This is a genomic window from Pseudomonas sp. SA233, assembly GCF_054792385.1.
On sequence record NZ_CP096449.1, the window covers coordinates 1,389,769 to 1,405,780 of the forward strand.

Below are 16,012 nucleotides of genomic sequence, written 5' to 3' on the forward strand. Positions count from 1 at the left end.
TTTTGTGCCTGCGATTTGGTGTTTCGCGAATTTTGCAAAAAGTTTGATAAGTGCTTGCCAGAGCGCCAAGTCGCCCGTAGAATGCGCGCCACACCGAGAGACATGGGTGATTAGCTCAGCCGGGAGAGCATCTGCCTTACAAGCAGAGGGTCGGCGGTTCGATCCCGTCATCACCCACCACTCGATGTTTAGCGCAGCGGTAGTTCAGTCGGTTAGAATACCGGCCTGTCACGCCGGGGGTCGCGGGTTCGAGTCCCGTCCGCTGCGCCATATTCCACTTCCAGGGCCTACTGAACACCCGGAAGTAACAGAGAAAGCGACCTTAGGGTCGCTTTTTTTGTTTCTGCAAAAAACCATCAGGCGCTGCCTGGCCCCTGTGGGAGCGGGTTTACCCGCGAAGAATGCGACACGGTGCATGGCACCGGCTTTGCCGGTGTTCGCGGGTGAACCCGCTCCCACAGAGGATCTGTAGCAATCTCAGCGGCGACGCTCTTCTTCCCGTAAGGTCAGCACCTCGACCCCATCCTCGGTCACCGCCACGGTATGCTCCCACTGCGCCGACAAGCTGTGGTCGCGGGTAATCACTGTCCAGCCGTCCTTCAGCGTGCGCGTCCCGCGTCCGCCCTGGTTGATCATCGGTTCGATGGTAAACACCATCCCCGGCTTCAACTTCAGGCCCATCCCGCGCTGGCCAATGTGCAGCACCTCGGGCCCTTCATGCATCTGTTGGCCAATGCCATGCCCGCAATACTCACGTACGACGCTGTAGCCCGCCGCTTCGGCATGGGTCTGGATGGCATGGCCAATATCACCTAGCGTAGCCCCGGGGCGTACCTGTTCGATGCCTTTCCATAGCGCGTCATAGGTGGTGTCGACCAGGCGCTGCGCCTCATCGCTGATCGGTCCGATGCTGTACATCTTCGACGAGTCGGCGATATAGCCGCCTTGTTCCAGGGTGATGTCGACGTTGATGATCGAGCCTTCCTTCAGTACTTCATCGACCTTGGGCATGCCATGGCACACCACATGGTCCACCGAGGTGTTGAGCGAATAGGGGAAACCATACTGGCCCTTGCTCGCCGGGCGGGCCTTGAGCGTGCCGACGATGAACGCCTCGGCGCGGTCGTTGATCTGCATGGTGGTCACGCCGGGGCGGATGAAGCTGTCGAGGTCGGCGAACACCTGGGCAAGCAGCTGGCCGGCGCGGCGCATCAGGTCGAGTTGGGCGGGGGTCTTGATAATCACCTGGGACATGGGGGGAGGGCAGTGGCTCATGCTGGAATGTGCCCCAGCATAGCGCCATGGGGTGCGGGGTTGCCATCGCATGGTGCACTCCTGTGCCGGCCCCTTCGCGGGTAAACCCGCTCCTACAGGTACATCACTGCCCTCAGGCCTTGCGATACCTCTGTGGGAGCGGGTTTACCCGCGAATGGGCCGGCACAGCTGGCCCATTAATTGCTGATCTACCGCTACCCAGGGCTATCAACGTCGACAGCCCACAAAACTTCACGACAAAGGCGCCGTGTTGCCCCGCTTGCCCAGCAAGCAGGGGCAGCCGGCGCCTTTTTGCGTTCCCTACAGGAGCCCGCCCATGGCCAACAGCGAAGTACGCAGCGTCTGCCCCTACTGCGGCGTCGGTTGCGGCATCGTCATGAGCGTCGCCGATGGCAAGGTCGGCAAGATCAGCGGCGACAAGCAGCACCCCAGCAACTTCGGCCGCCTGTGCACCAAAGGTCTCACCGCACACCTGCCGCTGACTGCTGCCGGGCGCATGGAGGATGCCTATGTGCGCCAGCAGCGCAGCCAGCAGCCAGCGCGTACCGGCATCGACCAGGCCATCGCCGCAGCCGCCGGGCGTTTGCGCGGCATCATCGACCAGCACGGCCCCGACGCCGTGGCGCTGTACGTGTCCGGGCAGATGTCGCTGGAGGCCCAGTACCTGGCCAACAAGCTGGCCAAGGGCTTTATCCGCACCCGCCACATCGAGTCCAACTCGCGCCTGTGCATGGCCAGTGCCGGCAGCGGCTACAAGCTGTCGCTCGGTGCCGATGGCCCGCCCGGCAGCTATCAGGACTTCGAGCACGCCGACGTATTCCTGGTGATCGGCGCCAACATGGCCGACTGTCACCCGATCCTGTTCCTGCGCCTGCTCGACCGGGTCAAGGCGGGGGCCAAGCTGATCGTCGTCGACCCGCGGCGCAGTGCCACCGCCGACAAGGCTGACCTGTTCCTGCAGGTGCGCCCCGGCAGCGACATGGCCTTGCTCAACGGCCTGTTGCACCTGCTGCTGCGTAACGGCCACACCGACCCTGATTTCATCGCCCGCCATACCGAAGGCTGGGATGAACTGCCGGCCTTTCTCGATGACTACACCCCTGACCACGTGGCCGCCATCACCGGGTTGGCCGAGGCCGACATCATCAAGGCCGCCGAATGGATCGGCAGTGCCCGCAACTGGATGAGTTGCTGGACCATGGGCCTTAACCAGAGCATCCATGGGACCTGGCACACCAATGCGATCTGCAACCTGCACCTGGCCACGGGCGCGATCTGCCGCCCGGGCAGCGGCCCGTTCTCGTTGACCGGCCAACCCAATGCCATGGGCGGCCGCGAGATGGGCTACATGGGCCCCGGCCTGCCAGGCCAGCGCTCGGCGCTGGTAGCGCAAGACCGTGCCTTCGTCGAGCAGCAGTGGCAACTGGCCCCGGGCAGCCTGCGCAGCGAAGGCGGCGAGGGCACGGTGGCGCTGTTCGAGCAGATGAAAAGCGGCGTGGTAAAAGCCTGCTGGGTCATCTGCAGCAACCCGGTGGCCAGTGTCGCCAACCGCCAGCAGGTGATCGACGGCCTGCGCCAGGCCGAACTGGTAATTACCCAGGATGCCTTCCTCGACACCGAGACCAACCGCTACGCCGACATCCTGCTACCGGCTGCACTTTGGGCCGAAGGCGAGGGCGTGATGATCAACAGCGAGCGTAACCTCACCCTCATGCCACGTGCCGTCGAACCGCCCGGGCAGAGCCTGCCAGACTGGCAGATCATCGCTCAAGTCGCCTGTGCCATGGGCTATGCCGACGCCTTCGACTACCCCGATGCGGAAGCTGTGTACGAGGAAATCCGCCGCTTCCACAACCCGGTCACCGGCTACGACCTGCGGGGCATCGGCTATGCCGAACTGCGCGAGCAGCCACACCAGTGGCCCTGCGCTCCGGGCCGCGACAACCCGCGCAGCCCGCTGCGCTATCGCAACGACGGCAATAGCCAGACGCTGTTGCGCGATGCCCAGGGCGAGCGCCCGGTGTTGGCCTTCCCGACCGCCAGCGGCAAGGCCCGCTTCTTCGCCCGGCCCTGGTTGCCGGCGGCGGAGCTGCCGGATGCCGATTACCCCATGGTGCTGAATACCGGCCGCGTGCAGCACCAGTGGCACACCCTGACCAAGACCGGCAAGGTCCCGGCGCTGAACAAGCTGGAGCCCGGCCCCTTCGTGGAAATCCACCGCGACGATGCTGCCCGGCTGGGCATCGCCGAAAAGGACCAGGTGGCCATTCGCTCGCGCCGCGGGCAAGCCGTGCTGCCCGCGCGAATCAGCGACCGGGTCATGCCTGGCAACTGCTTTGCCCCGTTTCACTGGAATGACCTGATCGGCGAGCAACTGGCGATCAACGCCGTGACCTGCGATGCGGTCGACCCGCTGTCGCTGCAGCCGGCGTTCAAGCATTGTGCCGTGACCCTGGAGCGGGTTGCCGGTGAGCGCATCGAAGCCCTTGATCTGAACACTGCCAATCCGGAGCCTGCCCGCATGCCGACCGCCACCCTGTCCCGTCTGCTTGGCCTGGACACCCTGCCAGCTCCGGTGCTGGCCGAGGAAGAGCGCCATTACCTGCAAGGCTTTCTGCTGGGCCTGGACCAGGCCCGCGCCGAGGGCGTGCCCTGTCTGCCGGCCAGTGCGCCGCTGGCCGCCAACCGCCGGTTGTTCGTCGATGGCTTGCTGGCCGGGCTGTTCGCCCAGCCGGCGGTGCTGCCCGATGCGGCGTTGGTGGCACCACGGCACCAGGTGCTGTGGGCTTCGCAAACCGGCAACGGCGAGCTGTTGGCCGAACGCTGTGCCGAGCGCCTGCGCGGTGCCGGCCTCGACGTGCAGCTCAGCTGCATGGAAGCGGTCAGCCCGCGCCAGCTGCAGGGCGCCGCCAGCGTGGTGCTGATCGCCAGCACCTTTGGCGATGGTGACGCGCCCGACAGCGCAGCGGCATTCTGGCAAGCCTTGCAGGGCGAGGAGGGCGCCCACTGCGCCGAACTGCCTTTTGCCGTGCTGGCCCTGGGCGACTCCAGTTACGACCAGTTCTGCGGCTTTGGCCGCAAACTCGACCAACGCCTGGCCGAGCTGGGCGGGCGGCGCCTGCTGCAGCGGGTGGACTGCGAGCCGGACTTCGACGACGCCTTCGCCGCCTGGCTGGATGCGCTGCTGCCCACGCTAGGCCGCGCTGCTGCACCGCAACCGGTCACCGAGCCTGCGCCCGTGGCGGCCTATGGCAAGCAGCAACCCTGGGCTGCCACCTTGCTGGAAAACCGCCTGCTCAACGGCCCGGGTGCTACCAAGGAAACCCGTCAACTGGTGTTCGACCTGAGCGGCAGCGGCTTCACCTATGCCGCCGGTGATGCCCTGGGCGTGTGGCCGCGCAACTGTCCCGCCCTGGTCGACGAGCTGCTGGCGCTGATACAGCTCGATGGCCAGACCATGGTCGAGCTGAAAGGCCAGCCCGCCATGCCGCTGACCGAAGCCCTGCAAGCGCACCTGGAAATCGCCAAGGTCACCACGCAGCAGTTGCAGGCCTTCGCCGGCAATGCCCCGGACCTGCAGCGCCTGCTGCAGCCCGATTGCAAGGCCGAGCTGCAGGACTGGTTGTGGGGGCGGCAACTGGTCGATGTTCTGCGCGCCTTTCCTCAGCAACTGCCGTTGGCCATTTGGCTGGAGTTGCTCAAGCCCTTGCAGCCGCGTCTGTACTCCATCAGCTCCAGCCCGCTGGCGCACCCGCAGCAGGTGCATCTGACCGTTTCCACGGTGCGCTATGGCGCGCGCAAAGGGGTGTGTTCAAGCTTCCTCGCCGACCGTGCGCAGGCGCTGAAGGTTGCCATCTTCCCGCAGGTGTCGAAGCACTTTCGCCTGCCCGAGGACGACAGCGTGCCGGTGATCATGGTCGGTCCCGGCACCGGCATTGCGCCGTTCAGGGCCTTTCTCGAAGAACGAGAGGCACGTGGGGCGAAAGGGGCTAACTGGCTGTTCTTTGGCGAGCAGTACGCAGCAACCGATTTCTATTACCAGGAGCAGCTACAGGCCTGGCAGGCTGCAGGGCACTTGCGCCTGGACACGGCGTTTTCACGCGACCAGGCCGAGAAGGTCTATGTGCAGCAGCGCATGCTGGAACAGGGCGCGCAGTTGTGGCAGTGGCTGGAGGCGGGCGCGTACTTCTATGTGTGTGGCGATGCGCAGCGCATGGCCAAGGATGTGGATGCGGCGTTGCGGGTCATCGTCGCCGAGCATGGCGGCATGGATGCCGCGGCGGCTGCGGCTTATGTTGAGGATTTGAGCAAAGCCAAGCGCTATCGGCGCGACGTGTACTGAGTGCACCGGGATGGGGTGTGGTGCACCCCGGTTGTGCAGTTTGATCGCTTGTGCCGGCCTCTTCGCAGCACAAGGCTGCTCCTGCAAGGGGGCGCGAAACCTGTAGGAGCAGCCTTGTGCTGCGAAGAGGCCGGCACAGGCAACCCAGTTGGCACACTCCCTGCTTTACCCTGGATACAACAAAGCCCACTGATCAACGGCGATCAACCCGGGCCCCCTACCGTGATGAATACAGGCAAAGGCGCCTGGAGCTTCGGCTCCAGGCGCTTTTTTTTTTGATCGAGGATCGGCTTATGAAGGCAACAGCGAGCAGCGGGCAACGAGAGCGACTGGTCATCGTCGGCAACGGCATGGTCGGCCACCATTGCGTCGAACAACTGGTCAGCCGCGGCGCCTTGCAGCGCTTCGAAGTGCATGTGTTCGGCGAAGAGCGCCAGCGTGCCTACGACCGCGTGCACCTGTCCGAGTACTTCGGCGGCAGCTGTGCCGAAACCCTGGCTCTGTGCGGGCAGGACTTCTACGGCGCCAACGGTGTGCACCTGCACCTCGGTGAAGCGGTGCTGGAAATCGACCGTGAGCACGCCGAAGTGGTTACCGCCGAGGGCCGTTACGGCTACGACCAATTGGTGCTGGCCACGGGTTCCTATCCCTTCGTGCCACCGATCGAAGGTTCCAGCGGCAATGCCCGCCTGGTCTACCGCACCCTTGACGACCTCGACGGCATCCGCGCTGCCGCAGCCAGTGCCCGACGTGGCGTGGTAGTGGGCGGTGGCTTGCTTGGCCTGGAAGCAGCCAACGCTCTCAAGTCGCTGGGCCTGGAAGCCCACGTGGTGGAATTCGCCCCACGGCTGATGCCGGTGCAGCTGGACGGCGAGGGCGGTGCCGCGCTCAAGGCACAGATCGAAGCGCTGGGTGTTGGCGTGCATCTGTCGCGGGCCACCCAGTCGATCAGTGCGGGTGAAGACTACCGCTACCGCATGAACTTCGATGGCGGCGAGCATCTGGAAACCGATCTGATCGTGTTCTCCGCAGGTATCCGCCCGCAGGATGCCCTGGGCCGTGCCTGTGGCCTGGACATCGCCGCGCGTGGTGGCGTGGTGATCGACAACCACTGCCGCAGCAGCGACCCACGCATCTTTGCCATCGGCGAGTGCGCCTCGTGGAACGGCAGCGTGTTCGGCCTGGTCGCCCCGGGCTACAGCATGGCGCGCAACCTGGCGGCATTGCTGATGGGTGAAGCCGCTGGCGAATTCACCGGTGCCGACATGTCGACCAAGCTCAAGTTGCTGGGCGTGGATGTCGGCTCCATCGGCGATGCCCATGGCGCCACTCCGGGCGCACGCAGCTACCGCTTCATCGACGAAGCCAACAGCGCCTATCGCCGGCTGGTGGTGGATGCCAGCGGCAAGCACGTGCTCGGTGCGGTGCTGGTGGGCGACAACAGCTACTACGACACCCTTCTGCAATACGCCCAGAACGGCATCGCCCTGCCAGCCGACCCGGCGGCACTGATACTGCCGCAAGGCGGCGGCGCACCGGCCCTGGGCGCCGATGCGCTGCCCGACAGCGCGACCATCTGCTCGTGCCACAACGTCAGCAAGGGCGCGGTCTGCGCCGCCATCGACAGCGGCTGCGGCGACCTTGCCGCAGTCAAGGGCTGCACCAAGGCCGCCACCGGTTGTGGTGGTTGCGCGGCACTGCTCAAGCAGGTATTCGAGCACGAGCTGACCGCTCGCGGCGTGGCGGTGGACAAGAGCCTGTGCGAGCACTTCGCCTACACCCGTCAGGAGCTGTACGGGCTGGTGCGGGTAGAGGGTATCCGCACCTTCAACGAACTGCTCGAACGCCACGGCAAGGGCCACGTTGGCTGCGACATCTGCAAGCCGGCGGTGGGCAGTATCCTCGCCTCGTGCTGGAACCAGCCGATCATGGACCCGGCGCTGGTGCCGCTGCAGGACACCAACGACACCTTCATGGCCAACATGCAGAAGAACGGCACCTACTCGGTGGTGCCGCGCATCCCCGGTGGTGAAATCACCCCCGACAAGCTCATCGTGATCGGCCAGGTGGCGAAAAAGTACGACCTGTACACCAAGATCACCGGCGGCCAGCGCATCGACCTGTTCGGCGCCCAGTTGCACGAGCTGCCGCTGATCTGGGGCGAGCTGATCGAGGCCGGCTTCGAAACCGGCCACGCCTACGGCAAGTCGACCCGCACGGTAAAGTCGTGCGTCGGCAGCACCTGGTGCCGTTATGGCGTGCAGGATAGCGTCGGCATGGCCCTGCGCCTGGAAGACCGCTACAAAGGCCTGCGCAGCCCGCACAAGCTCAAGTTCGCGGTGTCCGGCTGCACCCGCGAATGCGCCGAAGCACAGAGCAAGGACATCGGCGTGATCGCTACCGACAAGGGCTGGAACCTGTACGTATGCGGCAACGGCGGCATGCGCCCGCGGCACGCCGAACTGTTCGCCACCGACCTCGACGACGAAACCCTGGTGCGCCTGATCGACCGCGTGCTGATGTTCTACATCCGCACCGCCGACAAACTGCAGCGCACCTCGGTGTGGCGCGAGAACCTGGAAGGTGGGCTGGACTACCTGAAGCAGGTGATCCTCGACGACAGCCTGGGCCTGGCCAGCGAGCTGGAGGCGCAGATGCAGCATGTGGTCGACCAGTATGAATGCGAATGGGCCAACGCCCTCAACGACCCCGAGAAGCTCAAGCGCTTCCGTACTTTCGTCAACGACCGCCGCGCCGACCCGGACGTGCACTTCGTGCGCGAACGCGAACAGCGCCGGCCTGCTGCGCCACTGCACCTGATCCCAACCGTCGAGGAGGCTGTCTGATGAACTTGTCCAATGCTGCTGTGAAAACCCACGAGAACTGGCAGGTGGTGTGCCAGGCCGATGACCTGGTGGCCGACTCTGGCGTGGTGGTGTGGCTTGACGGTGTGCAGGTGGCGTTGTTCTACCTGCCTGGGCTGGAGCAGAGCCTGTATGCGGTGGGCAATCGCGATCCGCGGTCCGGGGCCAACATCATCGGGCGCGGGCTGGTCGGTAGCTTGCAGGGGGAGTTGGTGGTGGCGGCGCCGTTGTACAAGCAGCACTTCAGCCTGGAGAGCGGGGAGTGCCTGGAGGATAGCGGGCAGCGCTTGCGGGTGTGGCCGGTGCGGTTGAACGGGGAGGCGGTGGAGTTGGCTGTGGCCTGATATTCATCTGCCGCCTGCACCGGCCTCTTCGCGGGCACGCCTGCTCCCACAGGCCCTGCACAGGTCTGGAGAACTGCGGAGATCCTTGTGGGAGATTACCCAGCCCTTTTGGGCTGCGCTGTCGCGCAGAGAACAAATATCGCTCGTCTGACGCGTCCTTTGTAGGAGCAGCCTTGTGCTGCGAAGAGGCCGGTACAAGCGACAGACAGGCTTTGTCAGTACCGGCCTCTTCGCAGCACAAGGCTGCTCCTACAGAACCTCGCCGAACCAATGAGTCATGTGTTGTTCTATGAGAGCGGGTTCACCCGCGAAAGGGCCGGTACAGGCTATCTGCATGCGGTAAGCTTGAGCCCATGAACCTCGACACCCGCATCAAGTACCGCCACCTGCTGTGCTTCCTGGAGATTGCCCGGCAGGGCAGCCTGGCCAGGGCTGCCGACATCCTGGCAATCAGCCAGCCAGCCATCTCCAAGACCCTCAAGGAACTCGAAGACCTGCTGGAAACGCGCCTGTTCGCGCGCAGCCGTCAGGGCGTCGAGCTGACCCCGGCCGGCACGCGTTTCATGCGCTACGCCGGGCCCAGCGTGCAGGCCCTGCGCGATGGCGTCAGCAGCCTGCGTGGCGAGGCGCGGGCGCCGTCGCAGGTGCGCATCGGTGTGCTGTCCACGGTCGAAGGCCTGCTCATGCCCGAAGTGCTGTGCCGCCTGCACCAGCGGCATGAGGCGCTGGTGATCAGTGTGGTCACCGGGGTCAGCGCGCAGCTGCTCGGCCAGTTGCGCCTCGGCGAACTGGAACTGGTGGTCGGGCGCATGACCGACAGCCCGCAGATCCAGGGCCTGTCGTTCGAGCACCTGTACAGCGAGTCGATGAGCCTGGTGGTGCGGCCAGGCCACCCGCTACTGGCCAGCAAGCCAGTAGAGCGCGGGGAGGTTGGACATTACCCGCTGGTGCTGCCGCCAGCCGGCACCACCATCCGCCAGCATGCCGACAGCCTGTTCGTGCAATGTGGCATCCAGATGCCCGCCCAGCGCCTGGAAACCCTGTCGCTGGCGCTGAGCCGGCGCTACCTGCTGGGCAGCGATGCCGTGTGGGTGGCACCGCGCGATGCGGTGCTGCTCGACCTGCGCCGGGGCGAGCTGATCGAGCTCGACCTGGGTGTGCGCGAGCCGGGCGGCTCGGTCGGCATCTGTCGCAATGCCGCCTTGCCGCAGAGCCTGCCTGGGCAGTGGGTATGCGAGGTGTTGCGCGAGGTAGCGGGGCAGTACCGAGAGGGCAGCTACCCCTGAACGCAGGTTTTTTTGGCCCTTTCGCCGGCAAGCCACACACAGGGATAGCAACTGCTTCCGGGCCTGTGGTGAACCTGTGGGAGCTGGCTTGCCGGCGATAGGGCCAGTGCAGGCTTTTCAGCATTCAGCTAAATAAATCCGCCGCAAAACCGGGCAAAGGCGCCGCAACCGATCAATACTGGCCAGTGGCTGCACATCCTTTGATGAATAAGCGTTTAACTACTGAACTTCCTTACCAAAACCCGCTCCTATGCCGGTAGCCATTGGTCATGGCCGCCTGCTAAGCTCGCGGCTTTACCCTGATTGCCCTTTTGGCGCATGAACAAGGAAATAGCATGAAACAGCATCGTTTGGCGGCTGCGGTTGCCCTGGTAGGCCTGGTACTGGCTGGCTGTGATCAACAGACCAGCAGCCCCGAGCTGAAGACTCCGGCACAGAAAGCCTCCTACGGTATCGGCCTGAACATGGGCAAGAGCCTGGCTCAGGAAGGCATGGAAGACCTTGATTCGAAAGCAGTAGCCCTCGGCATCGAAGACGCCGTTGGCAAGAAGGAACAGCGCATCAAGGACGAAGAGCTGGTAGAGGCCTTCACTGCGCTGCAGAAGCGTGCCGAAGAGCGCCTGGCCAAGGCCAGCGAAGAAGCCGCCTCCGCCGGCAAGAAATTCCTCGAGGAAAACGCCAAGAAGCCAGGCGTGGTCACCACTGCCTCGGGCCTGCAGTACGAAGTGGTCAAGAAGGCCGACGGCCCGCAGCCCAAGGCGACCGACGTGGTCACCGTCCACTACGAAGGCAAGCTGATCGATGGCAAGGTGTTCGACAGCTCCGTCGAGCGCGGCAGCCCGATCGACCTGCCGGTCAGCGGCGTGATCCCGGGTTGGGTCGAAGGCCTGCAGCTGATGCACGTCGGCGAGAAGTACAAGCTGTTCATCCCGGCTGAACTGGCTTACGGCGCGCAAAGCCCAAGCCCGCTGATCCCGGCCAACTCGGTACTGGTATTCGACCTGGAACTGATCGCCATCAAGGATCCGGCCCAGCTGCAAGGCGCCGAGCCGGAAGCGGAAGCTCCTGCCGAGGCCCCGGCCGAAGCGCCTGCCAAGTAACACTGGCTGGCCCACGCAAAACGCCCCGTCCCGACGGGGCGTTTTCGTTTGTGCCGGGTAGTTGGACGAACCTGCAACTGCTGATACTGTCCGAGGAAATGCAGCGTGAAGAAGCAGAATGCTTCTGACGCAAACCGTTTGCGGCGTACGTACCCAAGGTGTGAAACGACTGTGTAAAAAACGCCCGATCTGACCGAGGCCCTTGCCTGGCAGGCACCTGGGGTCAGAAACGTCGCCCTGTTCACAAGGTTATCCACAATAAATGTGGATAACCTTTTCCTCTGGAGGCTCCATGAGCGCACCCTGGAATTTTGCCCGTTTCCTGCCGTTGGCCGAGCGCCTGCTCAGCCGCGGCCGGTTGCCCGCCTTGCTGTTCGCGGTAGCTCGCAAAGGCCCGCGCATCGGCCAGCTGCGTGAAGACGTGAAGCTGCTGCAGTCGCTGTGCCTGGCCTGGTGGCGCGGCGAGTACCGTGCCATCAGCCCCAAGGCGCTGGTAACCATCGTCGCCGGGCTGCTGTATTTCGTCAGCCCCATCGACGCCATTCCCGACTGGCTGCTGGGCGTGGGTTTCCTCGATGACATCGCGGTGCTGGGCTGGATACTGAAGACCGTGGCTGACGAACTGGCGCGCTTCAAGGCCTGGCGCGACAACCAGGCGCCCGAACGGCTGCGCGTGGTCGAGCGCCTGCCGGCCACCCCCGAAGCGCTGCGGTTGGAACGCAACACGCAGTGAAACTGGCCGCAACCGCAGCGCAACTGCACAGACCCCAGAGTTGGTAATATAATTGGCATAAGGGTTATGCCTACGGATTACATGCTGTAATCCTTTTTAAAGGGGTTTGTAATGGGTATTCAGGTCATCAGCCGGGACGGTCAACCCGAGTACGCCGTCGTTCCCTGGGAACAGTACCAGGCACTGCTCAAGGCCGCTGGGCAGGCACCAGCCGAGGTGCTTGCCAGTGAAGCGCAGGGCGATGTGGCCAGTGCGCCATTGCCGGCCTTCAGCGAAGTGGCACAGATTCGCCAGGCCAAGGGCATTGCCCCTGAGCAACTGGCGCGCAATGTCGGGGTAAGCCCGGCATACCTGGCCATGATCGAATCAGGTGAACGCCAGCCGGATGCTGCTATCCGCCGTGCTCTGGCCTGGCATCTGGGGGTGGCTGGCTGGAGCGAACCATCATGAGCCAGGTCAGGATCAGCCGTCAGCACTGGGATAACCTGCTGGGCGAGCTTGACCTGGCCCGTCGTCAACGTCACTTGCTGACCTATCGAGCGCTGATCGAGCGTTTGCAGTTGCCCAGCCCGGCCATGCAGACGCTGACAGCCGCGCTGGAGTACCTGGCGGTGCTGGATGCCCGCGCCGAGCAGCCATTGCGCAGCTCGCTGGTGATCAGCCAGGGTGCCAGCCGTTTGCCGCGTACCGGTTTTTTTGAGTGCGTTGAACGATTGGGCCGATTTTCCGGGCCGGTCGACGGCATGGAAGCGGCCTCATGGCATGCCTCCGAGGTGGTCAGGGTGTTCGAGTACAGCTACCCCGAAACGGCCTGATTCGTTGCCTGTCCCGGCCTCTTCGCGGGTAAACCCGCTCCCACAGGTACAACACAAGGCTCAAGACCTGTGGTGAACCTGTGGGAGCGGGTTTACCCGCGAAGAGGCCGGAACAGGCAGCGCATCCCTGTGGATCAGCCCACAAGCCCTGCCATCGGCATCCACCACCTCCAATACCTCCAGGTGCCGGTGTCGGCCAAACAACTCCAGCAACTGCCCAATCGTGGCATTGAGCCGCACCGTCGGCTGTTCGGCCTGCGGAACGTTCATCAGCGCCGGTAGTGGCCGGCTTTCGCGCGCCCCCAGCTCCTGCGGCCGCCCCAGCAGGTAGCCCTGCACCAGGTCCACCCCCATCTCCACCAGCACCGCCAGCTCCTCCGCCATTTCGATGCCTTCGGCAATTACCTGCGCCTTCGACGCTCGGGCAATCTGCAATATCGAACCGACAAATTCACGCTTGAGCGGGTCGCGGTGGATGCCGTCGATGAAGTGGCGATCGACTTTCACATATTCGGGGCGCAGCTCCGACCACAGGCGCAGGCTCGAATAACCCGCTCCCAGATCGTCGATGGCAATCGAGAAGCCCATGTCCCGATAGTGGTGCAGGGCGTTGGACAGCAGCTGGAAGTCGTCGGTCGGGGTGTGTTCGGTCAGCTCGATTACCACCCGGCTAGGCGGCAGGCCGACCTGTCCGAGCAGTTTCAGGGTCTGCCCGGACGGGTAGTGCGGCTCGAGCAGCGATTCTGGCGAGATGTTGAGAAACAGTTTGCCCTGCAACTGCTGTTCGCTGAAACGCCGGCAGGCGCTTTCCCGGCAGGCAGCCTCCAGTTCGGTCAGGCGGCCGGCCTGGCGGGCGATGGTAAACAGGTTCAGCGGTGCGTGCAGCGGGCTGTTGGACGGCCCGCGGCTCAACGCCTCATGGCCGAAAACCCGTTGCTCGCTCAGGCACATGATCGGCTGGAACAGACTGTGGATGCTGCGTTGAGCCAGGATGGCACTCAAGGCACTGAGCTGTTCGGCGACGGTCATGGCGTATTCCTGAAAATGAAAGGGCCGGGCGATTCCACGCCCGGCCCCTCTATTTCACGACAGCGCGATGACTGTTTGATGACAAGTAGAGCTAATTTGCCATCATTGCTACAGTCTTACTTCTTGGCCACCTTGGTGCTTGCACTCAGGTAGTCGATAAGGATGCGGCCGGTTTCCGACAGGTAGGCATCGTCTTCCGGCTTGGTGTTTTCATCCTCGGTCGGCAGCGCGTCCTCGTCCTCTTTCTTCAGCTCCTTCAGCGGCTCTTCACCCTTGGCCTTGCGGCGGATGTTCTCCAGTGCCAGCTGCTTGGCCTCGATTGCATCGTGGCGTGCACGACGGTCCTGCTCGTTGAGGCTGACGGTCTTTTCGTTCATCAGCTTCTGGGTCAGGGCCAGGCGGTCGCGGATGTAGGTGAACTCTGCATCCTTGTCGCTGCGCGCTTCATGCTGTGCCTTGAGTTGGGCCAGGAACGGCTTGAACGGGTCGGCCGCCGGCTTGACCACCGGGCGAATGGTGTCCCACGGCATGGCCTCGGGCAGGGCGCTCTCGCCGATCTCCTTGGTATCGATGATCGACGGGTAGTCGATGTCCGGCAGCACCCCCTGATGCTGGGTGCTCTGCCCGGAAACCCGGTAGAACTTGGCCAGGGTAAGCTTCAGCTCGCCATGGTTGAGTGGCTGGATGGTCTGCACGGTGCCTTTGCCGAAGGTCTGGCCGCCGATGATCAGCGCACGGTGGTAGTCCTGCATGGCACCGGCGAAGATCTCCGAAGCCGATGCCGACAGGCGGTTGACCAGCAGTGCCAGTGGGCCCTTGTAGAAGGCGCCGGGGTTTTCGTCTTCCAGCACGTCGACACGGCCGTCGCTGTTGCGCACCAGCACGGTCGGGCCTTTCTCGATGAACAGGCTGGTCAGCTCGGTGGCTTCCTGCAGCGAGCCGCCGCCGTTGTTGCGCAGGTCGATGACCACGCCGTCGACTTTTTCTTTCTGCAACTCGGTCAGCAGCTTCTTCACGTCACGCGTGGTGCTCTTGTACTCCGGGTCACCGGCGCGATAGGCCTTGAAGTCGAGGTAGAAGGCCGGGATCTCGATGATGCCCAGCTTGTAGTCACGCCCGTCCTGCTTGAGCTTGAGCACCGACTTCTTCGCTGCCTGCTCCTCGAGCTTCACCGCCTCGCGGGTGATCGACACGATCTTGCTGGTCTGGTCGCTAGGCGCGTTGCTGGCCGGGATGATCTCCAGGCGCACCACCGAGCCTTTCGGGCCGCGGATCAGCTTGACCACTTCGTCCAGGCGCCAGCCGACCACGTCGACCATTTCCTTGTTGCCCTGGGCCACGCCGATGATCTTGTCGGCCGGTGCCACCTGCTTGGTCTTGGCCGCCGGGCCTGCCGGCACCAGGCGCACGATCTTGACCTGGTCGTTGTCGCTTTGCAGCACTGCGCCGATGCCTTCCAGCGACAGGCTCATGTTGATGTCGAAGTTTTCTGCGTTGTCCGGCGACAGGTAGTTGGTGTGCGGGTCGTAGGACTGGGCGAAGGTATTGATGTAGGCCTGGAAGATGTCCTCGGCACGGGTCTGGTCCAGGCGCGACAGTTGGTTCTTGTAGCGCTTGGTCAAGGTTTCCTGGATCTGCTTGGGTTCCTTGCCGGCGATCTTCTGGCGCAGCACTTCGTCCTTGACGCGTTTGCGCCACAAATCGTCGAGCTCGGCCTGGTCCTTCATCCACGGGGCGTCCTTGCGGTCGATCAGCAAGGTTTCCTTGGCGTTGAAGTCGATCTTGTCCACGCCCTTGTTCAGCTCGGCCAGGGCGAAGTCCAGACGTTGCTTGACGCGGTCCAGATAGCGTTTGTAGATGGTGAAGCCCGGGTCCAGGTTACCGCTCTTGAGGAAATCGTCGAATTGCGTTTTCCATTTGTCGAATTCGGCGATGTCGGCAGCGGTGAAGTAGCTGCGCGCCGGGTCCAGCAGCTTGATGTAGCTGTCATAGATGATGACCGAACGGGCGTCGTCCAGCGGCGGCTTGCTGTAGTGGTGGCGCTTGAGCAATTCCACCACGTTGAGGCTGGCGACGATCTCGTCGCGGTCCGGCTGCAGGCTGTCCCATTTGTTGGCGGCCGCCGCATTGCCGCCGAGCGTGAGGCTGCCCAGGCCGATCATCAGCGCCAGGGCGGTGCTTGGGAGGAAATGCTTCATGCTGATTCGACGTGGAGACAATTGAT

General features: G+C 63.9%; 11 protein-coding genes and 2 tRNA genes. 10 read left to right on the top strand and 3 right to left on the bottom strand.

Annotated elements, in window-relative coordinates; all coding sequences use genetic code 11:
* Positions 1-104: 104 nt before the first annotated feature.
* A tRNA-Val gene (locus M1D87_RS06480) sits at positions 105-180 on the top strand.
* 13 nt (positions 181-193) lie between these two features.
* Positions 194-270, top strand: a tRNA-Asp gene (locus M1D87_RS06485).
* Between the two features lie 207 nt (positions 271-477).
* Here M1D87_RS06485 and map read toward each other — a convergent pair.
* Positions 478-1,326 carry a type I methionyl aminopeptidase gene (gene map / locus M1D87_RS06490; RefSeq protein WP_080676024.1) on the bottom strand — a complete coding sequence of 283 codons (849 nt, stop codon included), beginning with the start codon at positions 1,324-1,326 and terminating at the stop codon, positions 478-480.
* A gap of 265 nt (positions 1,327-1,591) precedes the next feature.
* Here map and M1D87_RS06495 point away from each other — a divergent pair, with 265 nt between their 5' ends.
* The 8 genes from M1D87_RS06495 to M1D87_RS06530 all read left to right on the top strand — a co-directional run bounded on the left by M1D87_RS06495 (position 1,592) and on the right by M1D87_RS06530 (position 12,759).
* Positions 1,592-5,617 (top strand): bifunctional nitrate reductase/sulfite reductase flavoprotein subunit alpha, encoded by a 4,026-nt coding sequence (locus M1D87_RS06495; protein WP_123084062.1) that lies wholly within the window; start codon positions 1,592-1,594, stop codon positions 5,615-5,617.
* 293 nt (positions 5,618-5,910) lie between these two features.
* On the top strand, positions 5,911-8,463 hold the full coding sequence (gene nirB / locus M1D87_RS06500) for a nitrite reductase large subunit NirB (RefSeq protein WP_024086425.1): 2,553 nt from the start codon (positions 5,911-5,913) through the stop codon (positions 8,461-8,463).
* Positions 8,463-8,825, top strand: a complete 363-nt coding sequence (gene nirD, locus M1D87_RS06505) for a nitrite reductase small subunit NirD (RefSeq protein WP_096010063.1) — start codon at positions 8,463-8,465, stop codon at positions 8,823-8,825. The genes nirB and nirD overlap by 1 nt, the downstream gene beginning before the upstream one ends.
* 353 nt (positions 8,826-9,178) lie before the next feature.
* Positions 9,179-10,111 (top strand): pca operon transcription factor PcaQ, encoded by a 933-nt coding sequence (gene pcaQ, locus M1D87_RS06510; protein WP_096010062.1) that lies wholly within the window; start codon positions 9,179-9,181, stop codon positions 10,109-10,111.
* 335 nt (positions 10,112-10,446) lie between these two features.
* Positions 10,447-11,211 carry an FKBP-type peptidyl-prolyl cis-trans isomerase gene (locus M1D87_RS06515; protein WP_003257347.1) on the top strand — a complete coding sequence of 255 codons (765 nt, stop codon included), beginning with the start codon at positions 10,447-10,449 and terminating at the stop codon, positions 11,209-11,211.
* Between the two features lie 292 nt (positions 11,212-11,503).
* A complete protein-coding gene (locus M1D87_RS06520) occupies positions 11,504-11,944 on the top strand; it encodes a YkvA family protein (RefSeq protein WP_096010061.1) in 441 nt (146 codons plus the stop codon).
* Positions 11,945-12,055: 111 nt separating this feature from the next.
* Positions 12,056-12,394 (top strand): helix-turn-helix domain-containing protein, encoded by a 339-nt coding sequence (locus M1D87_RS06525; protein ID WP_003257349.1) that lies wholly within the window; start codon positions 12,056-12,058, stop codon positions 12,392-12,394.
* Positions 12,391-12,759 carry a hypothetical protein gene (locus M1D87_RS06530; RefSeq protein ID WP_013971408.1) on the top strand — a complete coding sequence of 123 codons (369 nt, stop codon included), beginning with the start codon at positions 12,391-12,393 and terminating at the stop codon, positions 12,757-12,759. The genes M1D87_RS06525 and M1D87_RS06530 overlap by 4 nt, the downstream gene beginning before the upstream one ends.
* Before the next feature lie 60 nt (positions 12,760-12,819).
* Here the strand turns inward: M1D87_RS06530 and M1D87_RS06535 are convergent, their stop codons facing one another.
* On the bottom strand, positions 12,820-13,788 hold the full coding sequence (locus M1D87_RS06535) for an EAL domain-containing protein (RefSeq protein ID WP_409280187.1): 969 nt from the start codon (positions 13,786-13,788) through the stop codon (positions 12,820-12,822).
* A gap of 116 nt (positions 13,789-13,904) precedes the next feature.
* Positions 13,905-15,986 carry a carboxy terminal-processing peptidase gene (locus M1D87_RS06540; protein WP_013971410.1) on the bottom strand — a complete coding sequence of 694 codons (2,082 nt, stop codon included), beginning with the start codon at positions 15,984-15,986 and terminating at the stop codon, positions 13,905-13,907.
* Between the last annotated feature and the right edge of the window lie 26 nt (positions 15,987-16,012).

Coding starts and splice junctions, on each gene's coding strand:
- nirD (WP_096010063.1), top strand. CDS start 8,463: ATGAACTTGTCCAATGCTGCTGTGAAAACCCACGAGAACTGGCAGGTG.
- M1D87_RS06530 (WP_013971408.1), top strand. CDS start 12,391: ATGAGCCAGGTCAGGATCAGCCGTCAGCACTGGGATAACCTGCTGGGC.
- pcaQ (WP_096010062.1), top strand. CDS start 9,179: ATGAACCTCGACACCCGCATCAAGTACCGCCACCTGCTGTGCTTCCTG.
- map (WP_080676024.1), bottom strand. CDS start 1,326: ATGCGATGGCAACCCCGCACCCCATGGCGCTATGCTGGGGCACATTCC.
- M1D87_RS06520 (WP_096010061.1), top strand. CDS start 11,504: ATGAGCGCACCCTGGAATTTTGCCCGTTTCCTGCCGTTGGCCGAGCGC.
- nirB (WP_024086425.1), top strand. CDS start 5,911: ATGAAGGCAACAGCGAGCAGCGGGCAACGAGAGCGACTGGTCATCGTC.
- M1D87_RS06535 (WP_409280187.1), bottom strand. CDS start 13,788: ATGACCGTCGCCGAACAGCTCAGTGCCTTGAGTGCCATCCTGGCTCAA.
- M1D87_RS06515 (WP_003257347.1), top strand. CDS start 10,447: ATGAAACAGCATCGTTTGGCGGCTGCGGTTGCCCTGGTAGGCCTGGTA.
- M1D87_RS06525 (WP_003257349.1), top strand. CDS start 12,056: ATGGGTATTCAGGTCATCAGCCGGGACGGTCAACCCGAGTACGCCGTC.
- M1D87_RS06495 (WP_123084062.1), top strand. CDS start 1,592: ATGGCCAACAGCGAAGTACGCAGCGTCTGCCCCTACTGCGGCGTCGGT.
- M1D87_RS06540 (WP_013971410.1), bottom strand. CDS start 15,986: ATGAAGCATTTCCTCCCAAGCACCGCCCTGGCGCTGATGATCGGCCTG.